Consider the following 24,723-nt stretch of genomic DNA (forward strand, 5'->3'; position numbering starts at 1 on the left):
CATTCAATATTCGATTTAAATGAGGCGAATAATACCAATCACACTAAGTAAGTGAAGTGATCAGAACTAGCCTACAAAGCTCAAATCTACGGCTTGATAGTATTTGTTTTTCAATATCTTACCTTCTTTAATAACGATTCCGTCATTGGCAACAGAGTCTTTATTACAAAACACGATATATTTACCATTTTTTAACTGATAATCCGCACTTACGCCCTTATCCACATATACCGCTACCGTCTCTTTCGCTTGTTGCTCATTTAACGCCGCTTTACTCATATTGCTGGCATGCACAGCATCCCAACATTGCTCAAAAGGAATTTGTAACGTTTTTGCCACGTTTAGCAATACATCAACTTGGCGAGCAATCGTAGTATCGCGCAACGCTTGATGTCCGGCATGCACCGCACGACCCACCGCAACGTACACGGTATCGGTGATGGCATCCGCTTGATCTTCTTTATTCGTGGCTCGCGCTAATTCCGTTAGCTCTTCAATCATCAAGTTTGAATGCAGATGACACAGTTTTTCACTTTCTATACCAGTATTGATTGGCAAATTGAATAACTGACGAAATTCACTGATATCGTTATACAGCTTGGCCCAAAGCTCAGGGGTGAGTTGTGAAAAGCTTGCAAAAAATTCTTTATGTACTGTCACAGAAATATCCAATATAATTAATGTGTTTCAAAATATTACAGCAAAAGTCTTGCTGCACCTTGAAACAGTAATAGGCTATGAACAGAAGAATACCATAGAGCAATGCACGTGACCCTTCTACCTGCACCACTGATTAAGAAAATCAAATTATGTGATCCTTTTATTAGATATTCGCCTCTCATATTCCAATGTCATAACTTCATAGCCATTTTGATTGTTTATAGACGCTAAAACTCGACATATAAAATACATCAAATGTGCAATCTAAATGACCATAAAAACAATTGGTTATGGAAAATTATAGGATCACCTATTACATTTATTAAATGTACTTCATATAGGTTTCGTTAAAATTGCCTAAACAGGACAAAAACTCGTAATGAACAATGTATTAAATAGTCAGACGTCCAAGCGGACTACTATACTTCGTGTTCTTCCCTCTTCGTTACTCATTAATCTCTTATCACTGGTTATCCCTCTTGTGATTCTGCAGATCTATGACCGAATTTTGCCCAACCAAAGTTACGGTACGGCTTTCCTTTTACTAGGGGGCTCTGCCATTGCTATCGGTTTAGACGCCTTTTTACGTTATGTCCGAACTTGGATGTTAGGGGCTGCGGCAGTAAACACCGAACATTCAACCTATCGAGTAATCATTCAGCACCTAAATAGGGCGACTACATCGCAATTAAAACACCTTAAACCTGGCATTCTGCAAGAGAGTTTAAAAGGGATTAGCTTAATTAAAGACTTTTACTCTGGTGGTTTCATCAGCGGACTTATCGATGTCCCATTTGCCATTATTTTCTTAGCACTTATTTATTATGTTGGTGGGGACTTGGTATTTATCCCCATCGTCGTTTGGGCGATTACCTTTGCTTTTGTTTGGTTATTTACTCAAAAATCCAGCTCCTATTCAAAAGAAGCGTCTTTGTTTGAGCAGAGCCGAATGAACTTCCTCATACTGGTGTTCTCCTTCTTTTGTGAAGTGAAAAAGCATGCCTTTGAATCTAAAGCGTATCGTTACTTTCGTCATCTCAATGAAAAACGTTACCTCTCTATGGCCGAATCTGAACGCAAGGTTGCTATTGCTCAAGAGCTAATTCAAATTGCCGCTATGGGTACATCTGTAGCGGTTGTATTGATCGGAAGTCTTAGTGTTTTGGCCGGCGATTTGACCTCTGGTGGCTTAGCCGCGTGTTCTATATTGTCTGGTCGAGCTGTAGCCCCTTTAAGCGCATTAATGGGGCTGCGTCTTCGTTATAGCTCTTTTTTAATCGCCAATGAATCAGTCACTGACTTATTAAAAGAGTTAGACAACCCAACCGATGAACATATTGGATTTAGTGCGTTCGAACGTCTGGATGTGAATGATGTGGTTTTTACACGTTTTAAAGAGAGATTTGGCTACTCATTGCAACTGCATAAAGGCGAAGCAATAACATTGCATAATGAAGACTATGATCTTAGTAGCAACGCAGTTTCTGTATTCGCAGGTTTAGAACCCACAGTCTCAGGCAACTTTACATGGAATGATACTCCATTTCATAGCGACCAATTTACTTGGCGTCATCAGGTGAGCTTTGTGCCGATTAATCCGCAGCTTATCTCAGGATCTCTCATTGATAACGTTTGTGGTTTTAATAATGAAAGATTAGAAGAAGCAAACTTACTTGTTGGAGCCCTAGGACTTAATCGCGTTATTTCAGATTTAGCCGACGGTATGGAAACAAAGGTTGGCTATAACATTGGCTCAAGCCTTAGCCGAGGCGCCATAAAACTTGTCGCCCTTGTCGCTCAACTGGCTAAAGAAACACCGATAGTCGTATTGGATCAACCCGAAAGAGATCTCGATATTGAATCGCTGAACAGACTGAGCGATGTCATCAAGTATTATTTATCCCAAGGTCGTGCTTTTGTGATAAACACGGAAAGCGAAGTACTGGTAAATCTGACTTCACAACAAATTAAAATTCAGGCAATTGGGGACGAACAATGAATCAAAGCTATTCAGATTCCGTATTAAATGTTCTCACTATTATCAAAGTCGAATCAGGCGTACAAAACTTTGCTAACCAGTGGCTACAAAGCAATCCAATGTACGACGCAGAGGATATTTTTACCCTGCTCGACCGTTTAATGATTCCATACAGTGTTCATCCGGCAAACCGTAAACTTAAATCGATTGATCACTTAGTTGCTATTCGAGTTAACGCAGACTCTGGCACAGTGTGCCACTATGGCTTGACTGGATATACTGAATATGACGATGGAGAGCTTGTTGCCGCCACTGTAGATCACTCCATAAACGATGTAGTTATTCTTATTCATGGCCAACCGCAAGAGCGAAATGAGGTGGATTGGCTAGCCAGCAAATTAAGCAACTTTAAACCTCTGATTCCTAAACTGCTGCTAGTCAGCTTTATTGCAAACCTGTTTGCTTTGTCCATCCCATTTATCACTATGTCTGTTTATGACCATGTTATTGGTGGCGATGCCGGTCACGAAGTGGTCGGGATTTCAGTGGGCGCCATTTTACTCTTTTCCATGATGTTGTTGCTGAAAGTGATTCGTAGCCAATTGTTGACTACCATTTCCAACCGTATCAGCCGAGAAGTGTCTGAATCAGTATTGCGTAAAATTCTATTTAGCCAATTAAACCTGACTCGAATGGCAGGCTCTTCAACCTTAATGAGCCGAATCACTACCGCAGAAAGCCTTAAAAGCGTTGCACAAGGGCCATTAGGCGGCGCATTGTTTGACCTGCCGTTTGTCATTATTTTTATTGTGGCTATTGGCGTGCTTGGTGGGTGGCTAGTGATTGTGCCAATCGTGACACTAGCACTGTACTGGTTACTGGCAAAACGCAGTCAAAAACAACAACGATTACTGAGCAATCAAGTGACTATATCGGGCACATCACGCTTTTCTCTTTTGTACGAGTTAAATGGTAAGCTGAACTATCTGCGCTCTAGCGATATTTTGCCACATTGGATGTCTCGCTTTGAAAAAGCAAACACTCTAGCCTCTAAAAATAGCTTTAGTCACCTTAATCATCAGGCTAAATACACCTCTATCTATTACGCCATTAGTCTACTGAGTACATTGGCAGTCATTGGTTTAGGCATTGGATTGATATTTGGTCACGTATTAACAGCCGGTGGCCTAATTGCCACTATGATGTTGATTTCTCGAGTCACTAGCCCGGCACAAATGCTGGCCAATAGTTACTCACGCTTGCATCACGTGGAGCAAGCCAAGCAACAAATTAACCAATCGATTAATCATAAAGCAGAAGGTGACTTTTCTTATCAACATCATCACCTTACTGACCAAGCACCTAGCGTTGAGCTAGAGTTGGTCACGCTACGTTTTGCTAATCAGTTAAAACCGGCTTTATCTAGCGTTAGCTTCAAAGCTGAGCCAGGACAAGTGATTGCGATTACAGGCCCTATGGCTTCAGGAAAGACCTCGTTATTAGAGGTTATTGCTGGATTAATTCCTGCTCAAAATGGCGTAATCAAGCTCAACGGCATTAATTTATCGCAATACGACCCACAATTGCTTAGACAATGGTTTGGTTATTATTCCGATCTGCCGGAGATGGTGCCGATTACGATTCAAGAGTTTATCTCTGATGGGCACGAAGTTCCGGTAGAAACCATTGAAGCAGTGCTTAAACAAAAAGGCGCATTAAGCTGGGTGAACAGTTTGCCTGACGGGTTACAAACTCACTTAAATCAAATTGAGTCTATGTCACATCCGTTTTCTGACTATGAAGCCACCTTGCTCACGCAAACAAAATTGCTGTGTAACCAATATCCGTTAGTTCTATTGGATAATCCGGTAACCAGCAACAAAGCGAAACAACAGTTCATTCAATGGCTCACAGCAAACAGAGGTAAAAGCACCATTATATTTACTTCTCATGATACAGAGCTGATTAAACTATCGGATCAGGTTGTCGTGCTAAATGCAGGGAATGTCAGCTATGCAGGGCCTATTCCAGATGAAACTGAACAACAAATTGAACCCGATCAACCAACTCAAGTCATCGAGGGATAAGCATGAATAATTCATCAGTGGAAGTGATTGAGTCTCGTATTACCCGCCGCCTACTCACTACCAGTAGTTTATTGATTGGTGCATGTATCATCCTTTTTATTGGCTGGACGGTGTTTACTAAAGTCGATGAAATTGCAAAAGCCAAAGGTGCGGTCATTCCAGAAGGTGAGCGTCAGGTAATACAAAGTGAATTAGGCGGTAAACTAAAAAATATTTTCGTTAAACGTGGACAGTTAGTTAACGTTGGCGACCCTATCGTTGAATTTGACGCCACCTTTCAGACCACGGCTCTAGAAGAGTTACATTCTAAAGAAGCGACTTTGCGTTTGAGAATTGAAAGAATGACGGCTCTAATTGAAGAACGAGAACCAGACTTCTCTCAATACGAGAAAGATTACCCTGATGTTGTTGCAGAACAGCGCGCACAATTAGAAGCCACTAAGTCATTATTTTTGAAAAAACGTATCGTATTGCAAAAAGAAAGCGAACGTATCAACGAAGAATTAAATGGCGTTATTCGTCAACTACCAGCAGAAGAAAGACAACTTGAATCTTCAAAAAAAGAGTTGAACATTCTTCTAAAAGGACAAAAAACCGGCAATATATCTCAAGTTAGAGTATTGGAAATGCGTCAAAAAATTGCCGCATTAGAAAGCGAACTAGAGCAATCAAAATCTAAGAAAGCGGTACTGATCAAACAAGCAGAATCAAACAAAAGTAAAGAAGAACAACTCAAAGCGGTAGGTCAACTCGAAGTCAGCAAAGATCGTTCGAAAGCTGTATCTGAATTATCCGCACTTTACGCTCGTTTACGCTCAGGACAAGCTAAAGTGAAAAACACTCTAGTGACCTCGCCAGTAAAAGGGTTAGTTCAAAGCTTACCTACAACTCGTAATGGTGGCGTAATCAAACCCGGTGGCACTGTAGTTGAAATTGTTCCAATAGACGGCACATCGTCTTTTAAAGCCAAGCTATCGCCTCGTGACGTAGGTTTTGTCTCTATAGGACAAGCCGCTCGCGTTAAAGTAGATGCATTTGACTACAGCCGGTTTGGTGCACTAAAAGGTAAAGTTACTGAAATATCCCCTACCACCAGCCAAACTCAACGTGGTGAAATTTATTACGACGTCATTGTGGAACTGGATAAAGGCTACTTTGGCGACGACCCTGCTCGCTTTAGAATCATCCCAGGTATGACAGGTGAAGTGGATATCACAACCGGTGAAAAAACAGTATTCCAATATTTATGGAAACCAATTTATACCAATGTGAGTCATGCGTTTGGTGAGCGATAGCATTTTATCGCTCTCATTTACTTTTTAGTTTCTGATAAGCAGTAGGCTTAACTTGTATGTCAATAACAATACATAAAAGATCGTAGATAATGCCTTTAACACTCAGATGACTAGATCTCATTACTCAATAAATCGTGATGTACTGAGATTAACCAAAGAAATAAAAACGCCAAAGCAACTATGCTTTGGCGTTTTTATTGCTCAGCCTATAAATACTAATCGTACTGAGGAAGTTGCACGAATTAGCTGTCCATTGCTTATAACTGCATAAATCAACTTTCGAGATATCAACATCCTAGATTGAAAGATCTACGATGTTGATATCTAACATTGTAATTTGTTACGAGCTGATATTAACCATGATGATCATCCCATTGATGATGTAGATCTTGATGATGCAATTCATCATGATGTTTGTGGTCATCATCATTAAGATTATCTGGTTCTGTATTGATAGTCTCAACGACATGTCCTTGCGCATCCAATACTACATCAGAGGATTGAGCTAGTACTAAATCCAAATCTCCTACCGGTTGATGAGTCGCAAAAGACGGTTCAGACAGACTATCATCGCTAACCCCCAACTGATTTAAGTAAGCTTGTGCGCCATCAATATGGCCACTATCGCTGTGTGATGCCAGAGATTCTAAAGAAACCGTTTCAACCGGTTCATCGGACATAGCTTCATGAGACATAGCTTCATGTGACATAGCTTCATCCGACGAATCGGCTGGAGGCGCTGGATTAAAGCCACCCAAGTTTGCAGTATGTCCTGTATGCGGATGAGAAACTGATATCGTCATACTTGCAGCTACTGAGTCGCTCTTACCATCATTAGCGGTAAAATCAAACGTAACAGAACCACTGTAATGGTTATCCGCTGTAAACAACAACTTATCAATATCACTTGCGGTAACAGTTTGATTAGCCTGAACATGATGTCCGTTTAATGTTAACTCTCCATGAGTCGGCAACTGAGTAATTGTAATATGATCCAGTGAATCGCCATCTGTATCACTAAACAAAAAGTCCGTAGAAGAGAACTGATGATGCTCATTGGTTTGTAAAACAATCGGCGTATGTTGACTCACCGTAGGGGCATGATTAGTGTGCCCTCCGATATGAATTTGCACATCATATGCTGTGCCATCAACAGAGTGTACAGTTACAGTATCTGTTTTGGTGTCCCCATCCATCATTTGTTGGATTATTGGCAAATGTGAATTCAGAACGTATTTGAACTGTCCGTCTGCCGAGATTTCTAGCTCGCCGTACTGTCCTTTTAAACCTGTTTCAGGCTTAAAGCGTTCTTCAGAAGATCCATCAACATCAGTGATTGATAACTTGTCAGCCACAAAAGAGTTGTGTCCATTATCCACATACATAACTGCTGGCGCATCAATATGCGCTGCATCATTTTCAGGAGTGACTGTCATCAATGCCTGCTGCTGAACATGTTCTCCATGCCCATCACGCACTTGATAATTAAGTGTCACTTTCCCGTTGTAATCTTGGTCCGGCGTATAGCTCCAAGTGCCATTGCGATGATGAACCAGCTTGCCATGGTTTACTTGTAGGTCACTTATACTTAGTGAATCACCATCATCATCTTGAGCATGTGTAAGCAGTTGCGCCGAGGTGATGGTCACTGTGCTGTCTTCTGCATGATCAGGTAAAGAGACCGGCGCTGTGACTGTTGGTGCGTCGTTCACACTGGCAACATCTATTGTTGCTGTTTGCGCAACCTGCCCTCCGTGTCCATCTGACACTTTGTAATGCAGCGTATCTTGACCATTAAAATTATGATCGGGATAGTATAAGTACGTATGGCTATGCGAATCATATCGTATCTGTCCATGTTCAGCGGTGACCGAATTACCCAAGATAGAAAGGCGATCACGGTCAACATCACTTGCACCTGCCAATAACGCCGAAGCATCAATACTGCTATGAGTGTCTTCGTTAATGCCTGTCAAAGTCACGCTATGAGCCACAGTTGGCGCATCGTTTACCGAATTAACTTGCATGCTAGCTTGGGTATGCACTGTGGCACCTTGGCTATCTTGCACATCATAAGTAAAGGTCTCTGGGCCATGATAGTTTGCGTTTGGCGTGTAATGTATTTTCCCTTGTTGGTCTACTTTTATCGTGCCATGCAATGCCTGTACATTCACCACCGTTAAATGATCAGCATTATCAACATCGACAGCATGTGACAATAGCTGGCTTTGGTCTAACGTCATTGTTTTATCTTCGGTGCCATATTGCTGCATCGCCACAGCGCCTGAGACCGTTGGCGCATCATTGCGACCAATCAAAGTAATTACAATATTATGATGAGTGCCATCTTTTGCTGCTATGGAAAAGGTTTCGATTACCTTTTGCCCATCAGCAATTGAATTGAACGCCGCAGTATCGTCAATGTAATACGCCCAATGCCCACGAGTATCGACAGTAAGGTGGCCATAAGCATGAGTTGAAAGCCCAGTATGGTGCTGAATATCGGTGTTCGATGGTGCCAAATGATTCTGCGCTTTGGTAAGCCCCGCTTGGCCGTAATCGACATCGGCTACGTGCACTGTACCTGTAACAGATGCGCTTTGTCCGTCAGTAACTTCACCTGAGAAATCACCTTTAAACGTTGCCGCTTCATTTTTACCATCTAAGGTCACGGTCACCGTATGTGGGGTTCCATCAGCCGAATGGACCGTAAATGTTTCTGTCACATGTTGACCTTTTGGAATGGCTTTTACTCTATCCGCATGATCAACATGATATTGCCACTGCCCATTGTCGGTAATTGACAAATGACCGTAAGCACTTGTCGGTAAACCAGTGTGTGAAGGATGGCTACTGTCTGGAAGTATGGAGTTTTCCGCTTGGAAGTGACTCTCACCATGATCAACATCGGCGACATGCAATTGTCTATGCGCGGAAGCGGCATTATCGTGCAGACTTGGTGAATCTTGTACATGCACTGCACTTTGACCGCTGAATGTCGCGGTATCATTAGTACCTGTAATGACAAATTCAATATCTTTAGCCTCACTCACACCATTGTGTGAATCTGTTGCGACCACATGCGCAACGACCGTTTTTGTTTCTCCCGCTGATAACGCATTATAAGCTTTATTTGTTGGATCAAAGCTGTAGTGACCATTGGCCTGCAGTGCAAATCCATCTGGAGCACTTGTACCCGGCTGCAGACTGTAAGTCACCGTTGTATGATCATTATCGATATCACTACTGTGTAGCTGACCTGTGAGCGTTGCTCCGGCTTCTGTGGCCGGTTGACTGGCCACGTGCGCAATTACAGGAGCATTATTTTTACCAACTAGTGTAACCGTAATATCCTGTGTCGCAGTGCCGTCGAGAGAGGTCACAGTAAAGTGCTCTTGTATCTGTTCACCTTCATGAAGTGCTTGAACGTCTCGATTATTATTATCAACCACATAAGTCCATTCACCTGACTGCTGAATAGTCAGGGTGCCATAATGGTGCCCAGAGTTTGTTGGTTGTAATGTTTGAGCTTTAAAAAATGCTTCGCCATGATCAACATCGTGTACAGTTAATGTCCCTGTAGTAGTAATCTCGTTCTGCACCGCCGTAGCGCTGACCGAACTACCGAGTTGTTCGGTCACACTTTGAGTAACTTCCGTTTGCATTGTACTAGCATGAGTACCAGAAATAGTTGCACCATCGTTAGTACCAATAATCTCTACCACTAACTCATGCGTAGTACCTGCACCATCATCAGTATGTAATATAAAGTGCTCTTCAAGCCTTTCACCTGCTGCTAAACCTTGAATGTGAGAATCAAAGTTTTTCATCAAGTGGTATTTCCAATGACCTTGTTTGTCTAGTTCCAAATAACCATAGTTACCACCACTGTGCGGAGTCATATGACTATTTGCGACAAAACTACCCTCTCCACTATCAGCATCAGTGATATCAAGCTTACCCTCTGCCACATATGTTTGTGCCTTATCCTCGGTTGAGGAACCATGGATTGAGTCAGTAATAACCGGCTTATCATTAATTGGATTGACATGAATTGTAGCTGTACCTGTGTCAGATTGTTGACCGCCCTGAACACCACGGTGAGAACCTAAATGGTCATGCACTTTGTACTGCAGACGTATATCACCATTCACATCTTTTGCTGGAGTAAATGTATAGCCACCCTTGCCATCAGCAACCAATGTTCCCTGAGATTTGTCAACAAGAGAAACATCTGTTAATTCAATCCTCTCATTGGAATCCGTTGCAAAATCAGGATCATCTACATGTCCATGATTTCTTGCGCTTCCTTGGCCAATAATATCGCGAGTAGTAAAATGGATAGCCCGGTCTTCATCGGTTGTTTTAAGCGTAAAATCATGTGCTATCGGTTTATCGTTAATCGAATCAACTTTTAACGTCGCATGCACTTGGACTGACTCTAGACCATCGGTAATCTCATAAGTAAAACCGACACTCCCATGATAATTATCTTCAGGCACAAACTCATAAACTCCATTACCTTTGTCGGTAAAAGTACCATGTCCGCCATCAACTTTTATATTCACTACGTGTAAGTCATCATTATCAATGTCTTTAGCATGCGCAAGTGCCACCAAATCGACTGTACCAGCATGAGCTACCAGTTGCCCAGAACCGATAGACGTACCATCTATTTGAACCGTTAGGTCTTCATCACTATGACCTAAATCCACATCCTTATCTGCGGTAGGAGCTGTATTTTGCCCATGAACAGTCATCACAATAGGTACGGTTACATGGCCGCCATGTCCGTCAGAAACCAGCACTTGTGCTGTAACGTCCCGAGTATCACCCGGTTTTAAACCTTGCAATACAGGATCGCCATGGCTTGGTGTATAGCGATAATGCCCATGCTGATCAATAGTAAAACCTTGAACTTTTTTTGAAGGATCAACAGCGTAAATAACATGATCTTGACTATCAGGGTCTTGAGCTTTTAAATCACCCTCAAGGTGCATTTTATCAACTTCAATAATCGCTTTGGGTTGAGTTAAAGCATGGCCGTTACCACCTTGTTTAAACACCTGCACATTCTCTACACCCATGATAATTGGTGCATCGTTAGTACCGTGAATAGTAATCGTAATATCTTGATGGCCTGAGTGAGCACTTTCGATACTGATCGAATCCTTTAACGTCTCCCCTTCACTTAACTGATTCACAGGATCTGTTAATCCGGTATGTGAATAAAGGTGGTACGTCCACTTACCTTCAGGAGTCACACTTAAGTACCCATATTTACCTGGAGTGTGATTCGCACCAAATACGCCATGGCTATGACCTTCAGTGGGTGATTTAGCGGTAACATGTCCATCAGCGTCTATTTGATGAACATGCCCTGATGCATCTTTATAGCTTGCACCGCCATCTTCACCAACATCCCCAGTTAAGTCACCAGAGATTATATCTGTATCAGTAACAACCGGTGGAGGAACATTCCCATTCGTCTGGGTATTACCTGTAGTAGTTGATGAACCGGTTCCTGACTGGCCAGTACTCGGCGGAAGAGGATCCACATGAATAACCGTTGTACCTATGACAACTTCTCGACCATCTGTCACTTTATACGAAATAGTGACATCTTTGCCACGTGCATTCGCTGTGGGATGATAGATATATCCACCAGCACCATCTTCATCAATGCGTCCAAGTGTAGAGTCCAACACTTGTACATCAGCATTCTGGGATGTGCCTACTTTGAAGATACTCAACAAATCGCCATCAACATCAGTAGCTGACCCAAGCAGAGTTGATTCTTCGAATTTTAAGAAATTAGTCGTAGAATCTAATGTACCTAAGCTTGCTATTGGCTGACTTATTGTCGGCGCATCATTGGTACCAATAATCACAACAGGCACTACTCGAGTATCAATACCACCATGGTTATCAGATGCTTGTATGGTGATATCAAAAGAAAGTGTTTCGCCTTCTTGAAGATAATCGTACGCTGGATCTGTTCTATCAAAACGGTAACTTCCGTCTGAATTGAGAGTTAATCCTGGTACAGTATTACCATGAAAATGAGCACCAGCAGGATTGCTATGACCAATTAACGTAAACGTCACCGTGTCGTGAGCATCTGGATCTGTAGCTGCAAAATGCCCCGTAACCAGCTTAGGGTCAGTAGTAAAATCATCATTAGCATTTGCTTCAGTTGCCGTAATTTGACGAGCTAGAGCTATTTTTGGTTTATCGTTGGTTCCATGAATCTCAATAACTAAACTAGCTTCAGTACCATCCATTGAATGAACTTTTATCGTATCGGTTATTGTTTCACCTTCACCTAAAGCTTGCACAGCAGGATCTTGCGTAGCTAATTGGTATTGCCATTCCCCTTGAGTGTTAATTTTGGCGAAACCATGTGCGCCTTGAATACTACTTTCTGCCTTAAAATGATCCTCATTAAGATCTGGATCAGTTACCGTTAGCTTTCCAGTAATATCCGCCCCTCCAGCGGTGATAACACTTGCAGGTAAAGGGACATGTATAGTCGCAGGGTCTTGGACTGGGTCAATTTTGATTGCAGCACTACCAGAATATTCTACTGGTACTCCCGATGCTTGACCAAAAGCCGAACCCGTTTCGATATATTTGAAAGAAAACTCTGCATCACCGCCACCTTTATGACTGTTCCAATCAGCATCTGGAGTAAAGGTCCAAGTACCATCACTATTATGAACAAGTGTTCCTTCTCCATGCTGCAACGCAACCGAACCCGCTACCAACTCAATACCAGCGTTAGAAGAGCCAACGTTATCGATATCATGGATGTGTTTGAGCAAATCCTGTGAGGTAAAGGTAATAGCACCCGAATCTTCTGCGACATGAGCTAACTGTGTTGCACTTTCTGTTGGGGAGTCATTTTGTGGTGTTACTATGATGATGCCATTTTTGACCATGGTATTTCCGCGGCCATCGTCAACTTTATACTGAAGATGCACCTCACCATGGTAATTGGCATCTGGCTTAAATTGATAATTCCCCATCCCTAGATCAACAATTGAACCGTGAACTTGACCATCCGAACCGTTGACCACCTTCACATCAGAAATTGCCATCGCATCACCTTCAGGATCGACAATATACTGATTCTTGTCACCGACAAGATCATCAACAGAGAACTTCAATGTCGCATCTTCTAACACCTGTAATGGGTGTAACAACACAACTTGCGGCGCATCATTTCGGCCATGAACGATAAAATGAAGTGTTTTTGTACTAGTTAAACCATGGTTATCAACAACCTCTACATTAAAATCAACCCGTTCTGTCTCTCCAATTTGCAAATGTTGATATTTAGCAATGTTCGTATTAAATAAGAAGGCACCAGTATTCTTGTCTAAGATAAATCCTGGCTCATTGATTTGGTGACCTTTATCGTCAACCAAATAAAATTGGTGTATATCGCCGGTTGGATGGTTTGGATCTAGTTTGTCATCCACATCAGAAAACTGAACAATGCCGCTAACAGTGTGATCTTCAATAACATCCACCCGAGCCAATGCATTAGCTCCAACGCCAGAAGTAGATTTTGTTCCGTGTTCATCATAATTTGATGTGATTTTCGCTGAAGTGATTTTAGGCGCATCATTAGTACCCGCAATTGTGAGGTGCAGGGTTTGCTGGGTGGTACCACCTTGAGCATCTGTTACTGTCACTACAACATCTTCAGTATGTGTGGCGCCCACCGACAAGTGCTGTAAATCTTTTGCATCAGTGTGAACCGAAATTACCCCTGTATGGCGGTCTATCGTAATCCATTGGTGATTATGATTACCATGATCAAGGTGTGAATCAATGCTATAGGTAAAGGTTGAATCATCCACATCAATCACTTTAGGTAAGGTAACTGTCTGAATATGGTTAGGCGATGAATCTTCAGCAAACGTTGTTGGAGTATATGCCGATAACACGGGGTTATCGTTACTACCGTGCACGGTAATGTCTACATCTTGTTTAATCGATTGGCCTGAGGAATCCGTCACTAAGAAAGTGAAGTGTTCTATCGGGCTCTGCTTACCGGTTAGCGCTTGAGTCGCATCTTTACTATCATCAATCGTATAAACCCAATGCCCATGCTGATCAATACTAATTGAGCCATAAGTGCCTTCTTTTACAGTTGTGCCAGAGGTTGCCCCCTGCACAGACCAAGCTAATGTTCCGTCGTTATTATCTGGGTCAGTAGCGGTTAGTGTGCCATCAATAGTTACCACTCCAGCAAGAGAATTTAATGTTCCCCCAGCTTCGGTTACCGCTCCGGCACGACTTCCAGTGATCACAGGAACATCATTACTACCTGTGATAGTAATGACTATTTCCGTAGATACAGGGCTATTTGAGGAATCTGTATCTGTAATAGCAAAAGTCTCTGTTACTGTTTCTTTGGCATGTAAACCGTCTGCTTTAGCATTATCTAGCGTATAAACCCAGTGCCCTGTTTGAGCATTTAGGGATAAATGACCATAGGTGCCATCAGGGTGTGCTACTTGCCAGTGAGCAGGATCACCTGCATCACGGTCGGTGGCTGAGAGAGTACCGCTAGTCGAACTCTGACCGTCATCAACAGCCTTATTATGATGACTATCGGCATGAGAACCTGCTTCAGTGACAGTGCCACTATCACCCGTTCCTTTGGCTATCTCAGGCAAATCATTGGTACCATTAATCGTTACTGTGATGATGTGTTCTGTGCCATCAGCACCTAAAACCGTAAACACATCATCGATATGGTCTGACTCTTTTAACTGTTGAACTGCTAGTAACGAATTATCTACTACATAATCCCAGTGACCTGTTTCATCAATACTTAAGCTGCCAAGATGCCCATCCTGTCCTGCAACCATAGTACTGGCTTGGAAATGAGCCTCACCACTATCTACATCTGAGATGGTTAATTGACCATCGGTATGTAATTGATGTTTGCTACCGCCTGCATTGCTATCTTCTTTCACAGATCTTGCATCAGTGCCCCCTATTTGGGCTTGGTCATTACTACCAGTAACATTGATTACCACTTTCTGATCAGCGGTTAAACCTGTGCTATCCGTGACTCTGACGGTAAAACTTTCCGTCACGTGTTGATCTTGCGTTAGGCCTTGAGTGGCGGCGCGAGCGTTATCTAGTGTATAAGTCCATTCGCCATTGGCATCCACACTAATATGTCCATAGCTACCATCGGACGAACCCACAATAGTCCACGCTTGAGTATCCGCAGTATCTACATCATGAGCCACTAAGTGACCTGTGGCCGTTTGTTGCCCTGCAATAGCGTGTCCACTGCTAGTGGAGCCTTGCTCTACCACAGCACCATGATCAGCGCCGGCTTTCACCTCTATGGTTGGGGCATCTTTAGTACCTGTAATAGTGACCGATATTGTATGAGCTGTGCCATCAATAGAGTGCACGATAAACTGATCCACATGCGTATCTTGCTCTTGCAGAGCTTGAACATGTTGATTGTCATTGCGCACTTGATAATGCCAGTGACCGTCTTTATCAATGCTCAAGCTGCCTAAGTTATGCGCATTTGCAGCTGGCGTGACTTTGGATACGAACTGCTCTTCACCACCAGCGGTAAGTGTATTGGTATCAATATCATCGATGGTAAGTTGACCATCTGTTTTCAGAAGTGAATGATCAGTTGTTGATACTTTATCTTCAACTACATCACCACTATCAACACCCGCAATGACTGCCTGATCATTGGTGCCAGTAATGGTTACAGTTAAGTGCGATTCTTTTTCATTTCCTGCAGGATCAGTGGTTTTGTAAGTAACGATATCTTGCAGTGTTGCACCTTTACCTAACGCTTGAACCTTAGGGTTTGCGTTGTGTAAATCATAGGTGTAGGTACCGTCTTTATTGAGATGCAAAGTGCCGTAAGTTCCGTCAATATCTCCTGACAATGAACTACTACCAGAAGCGTAACTAGAGCTACCGTGAGCGTCTGGTTCCATGTTGACATGACCAGATATAGTTGTCTTCGATTCTTCTTTAACTGAACCCGTAATATCTGTCGCTTCATTGATCGTATCTTTGAAGATTGTTGAGCTTTGGGTATCAGTATTACCGGCCGTATCTTTCGAGGTTGCTGTAACCGTTAATGTGCCGTCATCAAGGCTGGATAAATCTGTGTGTGAAATATCAAAGCTACCATCGTTGTGCAGGTTAACCTTACTCAGATCCACAGTAACTTGATGATGATTACCATCGGAAATGACCAGTTTGGTTAGCTCCCCTGAAAGTTCGATATGTCCCGTGATTTCATTCTCGTTATGTACAATTTCATAGTCATTTAAGAAATGATTTCCATGCACAGCACCGGTTGAAATATCGGCAATCGCCACATCCACATGGGTTTGAGTATCTAAGGTATAACTGATTGTTGTACTACCAGACACATTCCCTGCCACATCGGTTTGACGTACTAAGACTGTATAATCACCATCAATTTGATGGCCAATACTGTCCAACCAATGCTGACCACCATCGATGGAATACTCAACATGAGCCCCAGATTCAACGTCTGAAACTTCTAATTCAGCGTTATTAGTGATGTGATCGATAGCACTTGAACCACTGTCTAGTTTCAGTTTGACCTGAGGAGCCGCCACTTTGGTGTCTAAAGTGAAAGTTAGGCTCGTTGTCGGTGATTCGTTTCCTGCTTGATCAACTTGTTTTACGGTCACCGTATTACCGCCTTCTACAGGGGTAAAGCTGTTGCTCCAAGTGGTGCCGTGGTCTATTGAATACAAGACATGAGAGCCTGCTTCTTGGTTCCCTATGTGTAATGAGCCTGTTTGTGTGATCAAATCCGTATGAGATATCCCGGTATCTTTCACCAGACTAAGATCTAACTGCGCTGGAGGCGTTGTATCTATTGTTGTGTGTACTGCCGTGCTTAATGTTGATGGGTTACCTGCATGGTCTGTCGCTTTTGCGGTAAAGCTGTGCGGGCCATCTGGCAGAATCGGCGGTGTATAGCTAAACGAGCCCGCCTGATTTGCGGTAACGGTACCTACTGAAATGTTATCAATTAAGATTTCAACCACAGCGCCTGGTTCGGTAATACCCGTAATTGGTGGCGTATTATCGTTGTTATGATCGGCATTAGGGATCGGAGATAATACTGGCGTTAATGGTGGTGTTAAATCTTCGCCTGCTGCCGTATTAGAAATATCTTGAGAGGTATTCCCAGCTTGATCGGTGATTGATGCCGTCACTTTGGTGTTTGGAGAAACCTCAGTGTTGACATAATTATGCGCAATATCTTGATCGGTTAACGTCTGAGCAACACCATTAATGGTCAATATATCACCGGATTTCACATCATCAGGTAGCTCAATCGTCGCGGTAACCGTATGATCAAGGCCAAGTTCTTTAATGTTATAAAGATTATCTTGGCCAGTACTTTCAAATGTAATTGATTCTGGAGGTTTAACATGAGTATCAACAGACAATTGATGTGAAATAACCTGAGTGCTGTTACCCGCTAAATCTTGTACGGTCGCCTGCATGATTACATCGCCATCAGGCAATTTTGCCACGTCAGTTTGTGGCATGACCGCAGCCCAGTGACCTGATGCATCGACAGTGGCATGATAAGTCGTACCTGCAATCGTTACATCGACAATTTGGCCCGCTTCAATGTCAGTCGTGGTACCTGAAATCGTCAATGGTGACTGGCTTTCTTTCGCATTAACGATATTGTCGCCCGACAATACGTTATCAAAGAATAATTCACCAGGCGCAATATCTAAAGTTGCCGTGCCATGACCGATGCTGATATTACCCGCGCTATCTTGAGAAGTGGCCTCTACAGTTAATGCCCCTGATACAAAATGACTTCCACTAAGATCAAGGCCTTTGATGCTGAACTTGCCGGTACTTGAATCGAAAGTAGCCAACTTAATATCGAGATTGACCTGAGTTCCAGCACTGTCTGTTACAGTCAATGTGGTTAGTTTTTCAGTGCCATCGGTGCGATCAATGCTGCCCGTAATAAGTACAGAGTGCAGTTCGTCAGCGCTGATTTGATGGTTCGGGTGCTGCGTGCTACCCACTGTGCCATCAGTAATATCGGCTGTGGTTGGCGCAATATGTGTATCGATATTGGTTTGAATCGTCGTTGACGCTGACGTATTACCATGAATATCGGTTAACGTTGCGCTTATCGTACCGCCATCGGGTAAACCTGTACTCGGCGTGTAAGTAAACGAGCCGGTCTTACCCACAACAGTGCTACCAATAGTATTGCCGTGACCATCAAAGAAAGTGACGGTACTGCCCGGCTCACCAGTGCCTGAAAGAGGTGGCGTTTTATCATGACCCACTGGAATTGGCGTTAACTGCGGCGCGTTTGGCGGCGCAGTATCCATTAATGCACTGCCTGTATTCGACGACTCATTACCTGCTGGGTCGACTGCGGTTGCAGTAACGGTTAGCGTGCCATCAGAGAGTGAAGATACATCCACACCTGTCGCTATAAAATGTCCATCTTGGCTGACTAACACAGAAGCCAATGGTACTGGGATAGTGTCTGTTCCGTCACTGATCGTTAGCAGTGTTAATTTAGCAGTTGGATCTATGGTGCCCGTAATGACCGCGTGAGTTTGCTCCGCAGCGTTAATAACACCATCAAAGTTTGCACCTACTCCACCATCATTAAGTGCCACTGTGGTTGTGTCGATATGCGTATCCACCTGCATATCATGTGTGGCAGGTGTTGCAACGTTGCCCGCTTTATCATCCACTGAAGCGGTAATGATTGGCGTCGTACCATCGGTTAATTTACCCAGATCCGACACAGGTATATCAGTGCTCCACGTGCCATCCTTACCAACAATAGCGCTATATGATTGACCATTAAACTTAATGGCCACCACTTGTCCTTCTTCGATACCAGTTGTGGTACCCGACACGGTTAATGGTGACTGAGTTTCAACGGCATTGATGACATTGTCACCGCCTAACGTTCCGTCAATGGCAATGGTGCCTGGCTGTGTGTCTAACGTTGCAGTGAATGTACCTTCTTTCGTATTTCCTGCTAGATCGGTAGCGATGGCATGAACTGTAAGAGTGCCGTCAACAAGTCCAAATTTAGATAGGTCAACATTATTAAGTGTAAACACACCCGTTGCAGGATCAACTGTCGCTTGACTTGGATCTAAAGGAGCCACATTTCCTTGGGTATCCGTTACCGTTAACCCAGTTAAATCAGTTTCAACCCCTTGGTGATCAATGACCCCAGAGATATCTACATGGCTTAGCTCTGTACCTGAGATAATATGATTTGGATGTAATGCTGTCTGAGTCTTTCCATCCGTAATATCAACTGTTGGTTGATTGATGTCGGTATCAATCGTCAATTGTAATGGCGTTGGCGTCGATACAGAAACTGTGGCTGATGGCGCAACCGCTGTACCAGAAATCTGATGTACATCACCACTAACACTACCGGACAGTTGAGCTAATGCGACAGTAAAATCACCATGTTCATTTGAAGTAGTAAGTGCTACCACGTTGCCATTTTCATCAGTCAAAGTGACCACTGAGAATGGGATATCGGTATGACCTGTCACGCTAGGAGTTACTACACTTGTAATACCATCCGTTTGACTAGCACCGGTGTCACTTGACGGATCTATAGTAAGCGGATTCAATTGATTGGTCGGTGGAACGATTGGCGCAATCACAGGTTGTTGATCTAGCAACTCAGGAGCTTGAGTAAGCTCTGGCGTCAAGACTGGCGGTTGGCCATCTTTGATTGGCGCATTAACAGCAACACTTGGTTCAAATGTTAGGTATTTTGTTGACGTGCCACCATGGTTATCAGCAACGCTAACCTCAAAGAATTCTTTAGCATGATAAACACCGTTTGCATCGATGCTCATTCCAGCAACTGATTGGTGTTGGGTATAAGTGTACTCACCCGTTTTTGTATCTAATAAAAGGTCGCCAAATTGGCCGACAATAGTTTGTGTATCGCCAGAGCTAGCACCTCCGCTAACCGAATAGCTGTGCGTATCTAATGTATCTACATCAATAAATGACAGCGTACCTTGAGTGTGATCACTAGCTTGGTCTGTAAAAGTAAGTACGGGCAGATCGTTAGTACCCGTTACTACAACTTCAACTGTTTCAACAACCTTGGCACCTTTGTCGTCTGTCACGGTTACCGACATCAACTCTTTATGTGTTTCACCTTCGGAGAGGTCTTGATGTTGGTCATTGGCTAACTTATACGTCCATTCGCCTGAATCTGCATCAAGAGTAAACTCACCATAGGTACCATGCAGCTCATTTGCGCTAAAGGTTAATTTCGCATGATTGTCTACATCTGTCGCAATTACTTGTCCATTTGTAGACAACGTGCCGTCTTCTTCGACACTACCTGTATGAGTATCAGCATGAAGAACAGGCACATCATTGGTACCTTCAACTGTCACGCGCACTTGTTGAGTAGTGGTGGCACCGTGATCGTCAGTCACCGTGACCAACATGGTTTCAACGTGAGATTCACCTTCCGCAAGCGCTTGATGAGCTTTGTTATCTAGTTGGTAATTCCATTCGCCTGAGCTTGGATTTAAAACAAATGTGCCATATGTGCCTTGCAAGTTATCTGGCGTATAAGTTAATACAGCATTGTGATCCACATCAGTTGCGGTTACTTGGCCTTCAACAAACGCTACACCATCTTCCTTCACGGCTTCAGCTTGAGTTTGACTGGTAATGACCGGCTTATCGTTGGTGCCCGTAATGGTAATTTCTACGGTTTCTGTGACTTTTGCGCCTTTATCATCGGTCACCGTCACTAGCATAGATTCAGTTTGGGTTTCACCTGCTGCTAAATCTTGGTGATGCTTATTATCTAGTTTATAAGTCCAAGTTCCTGAATCAGCATTTAGTGTAAAATCACCATAAATGCCATGTTGGCTACCTGCGGTGTAAGTCAGTTTCGAGTTGTGGTCGACATCACTGGCAAGCACTTGTCCTCGCACTAATAATGTGCCGTCTTCATTCACACTACCGGCGTGCGTATCAGCCTGCAGTTTTGGTACATCATTAGTACCTTCAACCGTTACCCTCACTTGTTGAGTGGTAGTCGCTCCTTGATCGTCAGTCACTGTCACCAACATGGTTTCAACGTGAGATTCACCTTCCGCAAGCGCTTGATTAGCATCGTTATCTAGGGTGTAGTTCCATTTACCTGAGCTTGGATTTAAAACAAATGTGCCATATGTGCCTTGCAAGTTATCTGGCGTATAAGTTAATAGTGCATTGTGATCCACATCAGTTGCGGTTACTTGGCCTTCAACAAACGCTACACCATCTTCCTTCACGGCTTCAGCTTGAGTTTGACTGGTAATGACCGGCTTATCGTTGGTGCCCGTAATGGTAATTTCTACGGTTTCTGTGACTTTTGCGCCTTTATCATCGGTAACCGTCACTAGCATAGATTCAGTTTGGGTTTCACCTGCTGCTAAATCTTGGTGATGCTTATTATCTAGTTTATAAGTCCAAGTTCCTGAGTCAGCATTTAAAGTGAAATCACCATAAGTACCGTGTTCACTGCCTGCGGTGTAAGTCAGTTTAGAATTATGATCGACATCTGTTGCCAATACCTGACCACGAGCAAACAAAGTACCGTCTTCATTGACACTGCCTGTGTGCGTATCCGCATTTAGTACCGGCTTATCATTAGTTCCCTCAACCGTCACACTCACTTGTTGAGTGGTGGTGGCACCTTGATCGTCGGTCACCGTAACTAGCATAGTTTCAACGTGTGATTCACCATCCGCAAGCGCTTGATGCCCGTTGTTATCTAAGGTGTAGTGCCATTTCCCTGAGCTTGGGTTTAAGACGAAGGTACCGTATGTGCCCTGCAAATTATCAGGGGTATACGTCAATACTGCGTTATGATCGGCGTCCGTTGCAGTCACTTGACCATCAACAAACAACACGTCATCTTCTTTGACTGTGGCGGCTTGAGCGTTACTGGTGATGACGGGCTTATCGTTAGTACCGGTGACCGTAATTTGTACCGTTTCGGTAACTGTTGCACCTTTGTCATCGGTAACAGTGACGAGCATGGATTCGGTGTGCGTTTCACCTGCGGCCAAATCTTGATGGTGTTGGTTATCTAATGTATATGTCCAAGTACCTGAGTCAGCATTTAAGGTGAAATCACCATAAGTACCGTGCTCACTGCCTGCGGTGTAGGTCAGTTTAGAGTTATGATCGACATCTGTTGCCAATACCTGAGCTTGGGTTTAAGACGAAGGTACCGTATGTGCCCTGCAAATTATCAGGGGTATACGTCAATACTGCGTTATGATCGGCGTCCGTTGCAGTCACTTGACCATCAACAAACAACACGTCATCTTCTTTGACTGTAGCGGCTTGAGCGTTACTGGTGATGACGGGCTTATCGTTAGTCCCGGTGACCGTAATTTGTACCGTTTCGGTAACTTTAGCGCCTTTATCATCGGTAACAGTGACGAGCATAGATTCGGTGTGCGTTTCACCTGCGGCCAAATCTTGATGGTGTTGGTTATCTAATGTATATGTCCAAGTACCTGAGTCAGCATTTAAGGTGAAATCACCATAAGTACCGTGCTCACTGCCTGCGGTGTAGGTCAGTTTAGAGTTATGATCGACATCTGTTGCCAATACCTGACCACGAGCAAACAAAGTACCGTCTTCATTGACGCTGCCTGTGTGTGTGTCCGCATGTAGTACCGGCTTATCATTAGTTCCCTCAACTGTAACACTCACTTGTTGAGTGGTGGTGGCACCTTGATCGTCGGTCACCGTCACCAACATGGTTTCAACGTGTGATTCACCTTCCGCTAATGCTTGATGCGCGTTGTTATCTAAGGTGTAATGCCATTTTCCTGAGCTTTGATTTAATACAAAGGTACCGTACGTACCTTGCAAGCTATCGGGGGTGTACGTCAATACTGCATGGTGGTCCACATCCGTTGCAGTCACTTGACCGTCAACAAACAGCACGTCATCTTCTTTGACTGTAGCGGCCTGAGCATTACTGGTGATGACCGGCTTATCGTTAGTCCCCGTAATTGTCACCTGAATATTTTCTGTGACAGTAGCCCCTTTATCATCCGTTACCGTAACCAACATAGATTCAGTATGTACTTCGCCCTGCGCAAGTGCTTGATGATGTGCATTATCGAGCGTATAGGTCCATGTTCCAGAATCTGGATTTAAGGTAAAACTCCCATAGTTCTCATGATGATTTCCAGAGGTATAAGTCAGTTTATTGTTGTGATCAACGTCGGTTGCTAAAACTTGACCTCGGACAAATAACGTTCCATCTTCATTAACGTCACCAGTGTGTACATCTGAATGTAACACTGGTTTATCGTTCGTGCCTTCAACAGTAACAATAACTTGTTGAGTATTCATCGCACCTTTATCATCAGTGACAGTGACCAACAAAGTTTCTGTATGAGACTCGCCCTGTGCAAGTGCTTGATGCGCATTATTATCTAACGTGTAATGCCACTTACCTGTACTCGAATTTAAACTAAATACCCCATAGTGCCCCTGCAAATTATCAGGGGTATAAGTCAATACAGCGCCATGGTCGACGTCAGTTGCCGTTACTTGCCCCTGAACAAATAAAGTTCCATCTTCTTTAGTTGCGCCGTGTTGTGTTTGGCTAGTGATTACAGGGATATCATTAGTACCTTGTACGGTAACTGTAATATCTTGGTAAACAGAAACACCCGCAGTATTGGTAATGGTCACATGTAACGTTTCTGTATGTGTCTCACCAAGTGCAAGATTTTGGTGATGGCTATTATCTAAGGTATAGCTCCATTCACCGCTGTCTTTATCTAAAGCAAATTCGCCATATTGACCATGTACGTTATCAGGCGTAAAAGTAAGCCCAGTACCTTTTTGTGCACTATGAGCGTCAATAGTTCCATGGGTAACTAACGCAGTATCTTCTTTAACAGTACCTGACTCTGGAACGCCAATGACAGGAGGCGTCAAATAAGAAGTGTTAGGCTGTGTAGAAGTATTTGTGTTTGAGTGCGAATCAGTAGTCGTCACCGCTGCCGTAGTAAACTGTCCGTAACTAAGTACACCAGTTAATGGTGTCACGGAGTTCCCATAATGATCGATGTAATGGTAATGGTGACCACCGGTATTTTCGGTTTGATGCTTTGGCAAAAATTCATCAGTCACCATGGCAGATTGAGTCGTTGGCTGAGGATTGACCGACTGCTTACCTTTTACTTCTGTTTGTTCATAGCTTTGAGGTTGGGAATGCTCCACATACTCAGAATGATGGATACGATCTGAAACACTATGTTCACTGTGATGCCCTGCATCAACCACATGATATGACGGCAAAATAAGAGCCATAGAATTATTACGCGCGAAGTAGGTTTGCGGAATAACTAGACGACGTGTTTTCCTTACACGTTTAATCTTAGTGTCACTCTTTGATACTTCTGTCGCTTTTTTGTTTTTGCCTAAATCTGCCATTAATTTTACCGTCACTTTTTGCACTTAGTTAAAGTATGGTTCATTACTACTAATTTGATAAATATTCGCTCGAAAATCATAAAATTATGATTAAGCCTAGTGAGTAAGTTGCATCATACACAGTTAAAAACATCCAATATAT

General features: G+C 43.3%; 6 protein-coding genes. 3 read left to right on the forward strand and 3 right to left on the reverse strand.

Translation table 11 applies throughout. From position 1 onward, the window contains the following. Positions 1 to 66: 66 nt before the first annotated feature. On the reverse strand, positions 67 to 660 hold the full coding sequence (locus QV280_RS16345) for a nucleoside triphosphate pyrophosphohydrolase family protein (protein WP_367869549.1): 594 nt from the start codon (positions 658 to 660) through the stop codon (positions 67 to 69). Between the two features lie 379 nt (positions 661 to 1,039). On the opposite strand from QV280_RS16345, the gene QV280_RS16350 reads away from it, so the two are divergent. From QV280_RS16350 to QV280_RS16360, 3 genes are read left to right on the forward strand one after another with little or no spacing between them, the layout of a single operon-like run. Next, positions 1,040 to 2,659 carry an ABC transporter transmembrane domain-containing protein gene (locus QV280_RS16350; protein ID WP_152820075.1) on the forward strand — a complete coding sequence of 540 codons (1,620 nt, stop codon included), beginning with the start codon at positions 1,040 to 1,042 and terminating at the stop codon, positions 2,657 to 2,659. Then, positions 2,656 to 4,725: an ABC transporter transmembrane domain-containing protein gene (locus QV280_RS16355; protein WP_152820076.1), complete on the forward strand. Its 2,070-nt coding sequence runs from the start codon at positions 2,656 to 2,658 to the stop codon at positions 4,723 to 4,725. The genes QV280_RS16350 and QV280_RS16355 overlap by 4 nt, the downstream gene beginning before the upstream one ends. Positions 4,726 to 4,727: 2 nt before the next feature. Then, entirely contained in the window at positions 4,728 to 6,020 is a 1,293-nt protein-coding gene (locus tag QV280_RS16360) for an HlyD family type I secretion periplasmic adaptor subunit (RefSeq protein ID WP_023402965.1), read from the forward strand. A 353-nt stretch (positions 6,021 to 6,373) separates the two neighbouring features. Here QV280_RS16360 and QV280_RS16365 read toward each other — a convergent pair whose 3' ends face one another. Then, entirely contained in the window at positions 6,374 to 22,318 is a 15,945-nt protein-coding gene (locus tag QV280_RS16365) for a VCBS domain-containing protein (RefSeq protein ID WP_152820077.1), read from the reverse strand. Further along, complete coding sequence (locus QV280_RS16370) at positions 22,296 to 24,581, reverse strand: VCBS domain-containing protein (RefSeq protein WP_447026281.1); 2,286 nt, start codon at positions 24,579 to 24,581, stop codon at positions 22,296 to 22,298. The genes QV280_RS16365 and QV280_RS16370 overlap by 23 nt, the downstream gene beginning before the upstream one ends. Between the last annotated feature and the right edge of the window lie 142 nt (positions 24,582 to 24,723).

It is taken from the genome of Vibrio sp. B1Z05, assembly GCF_052955985.1.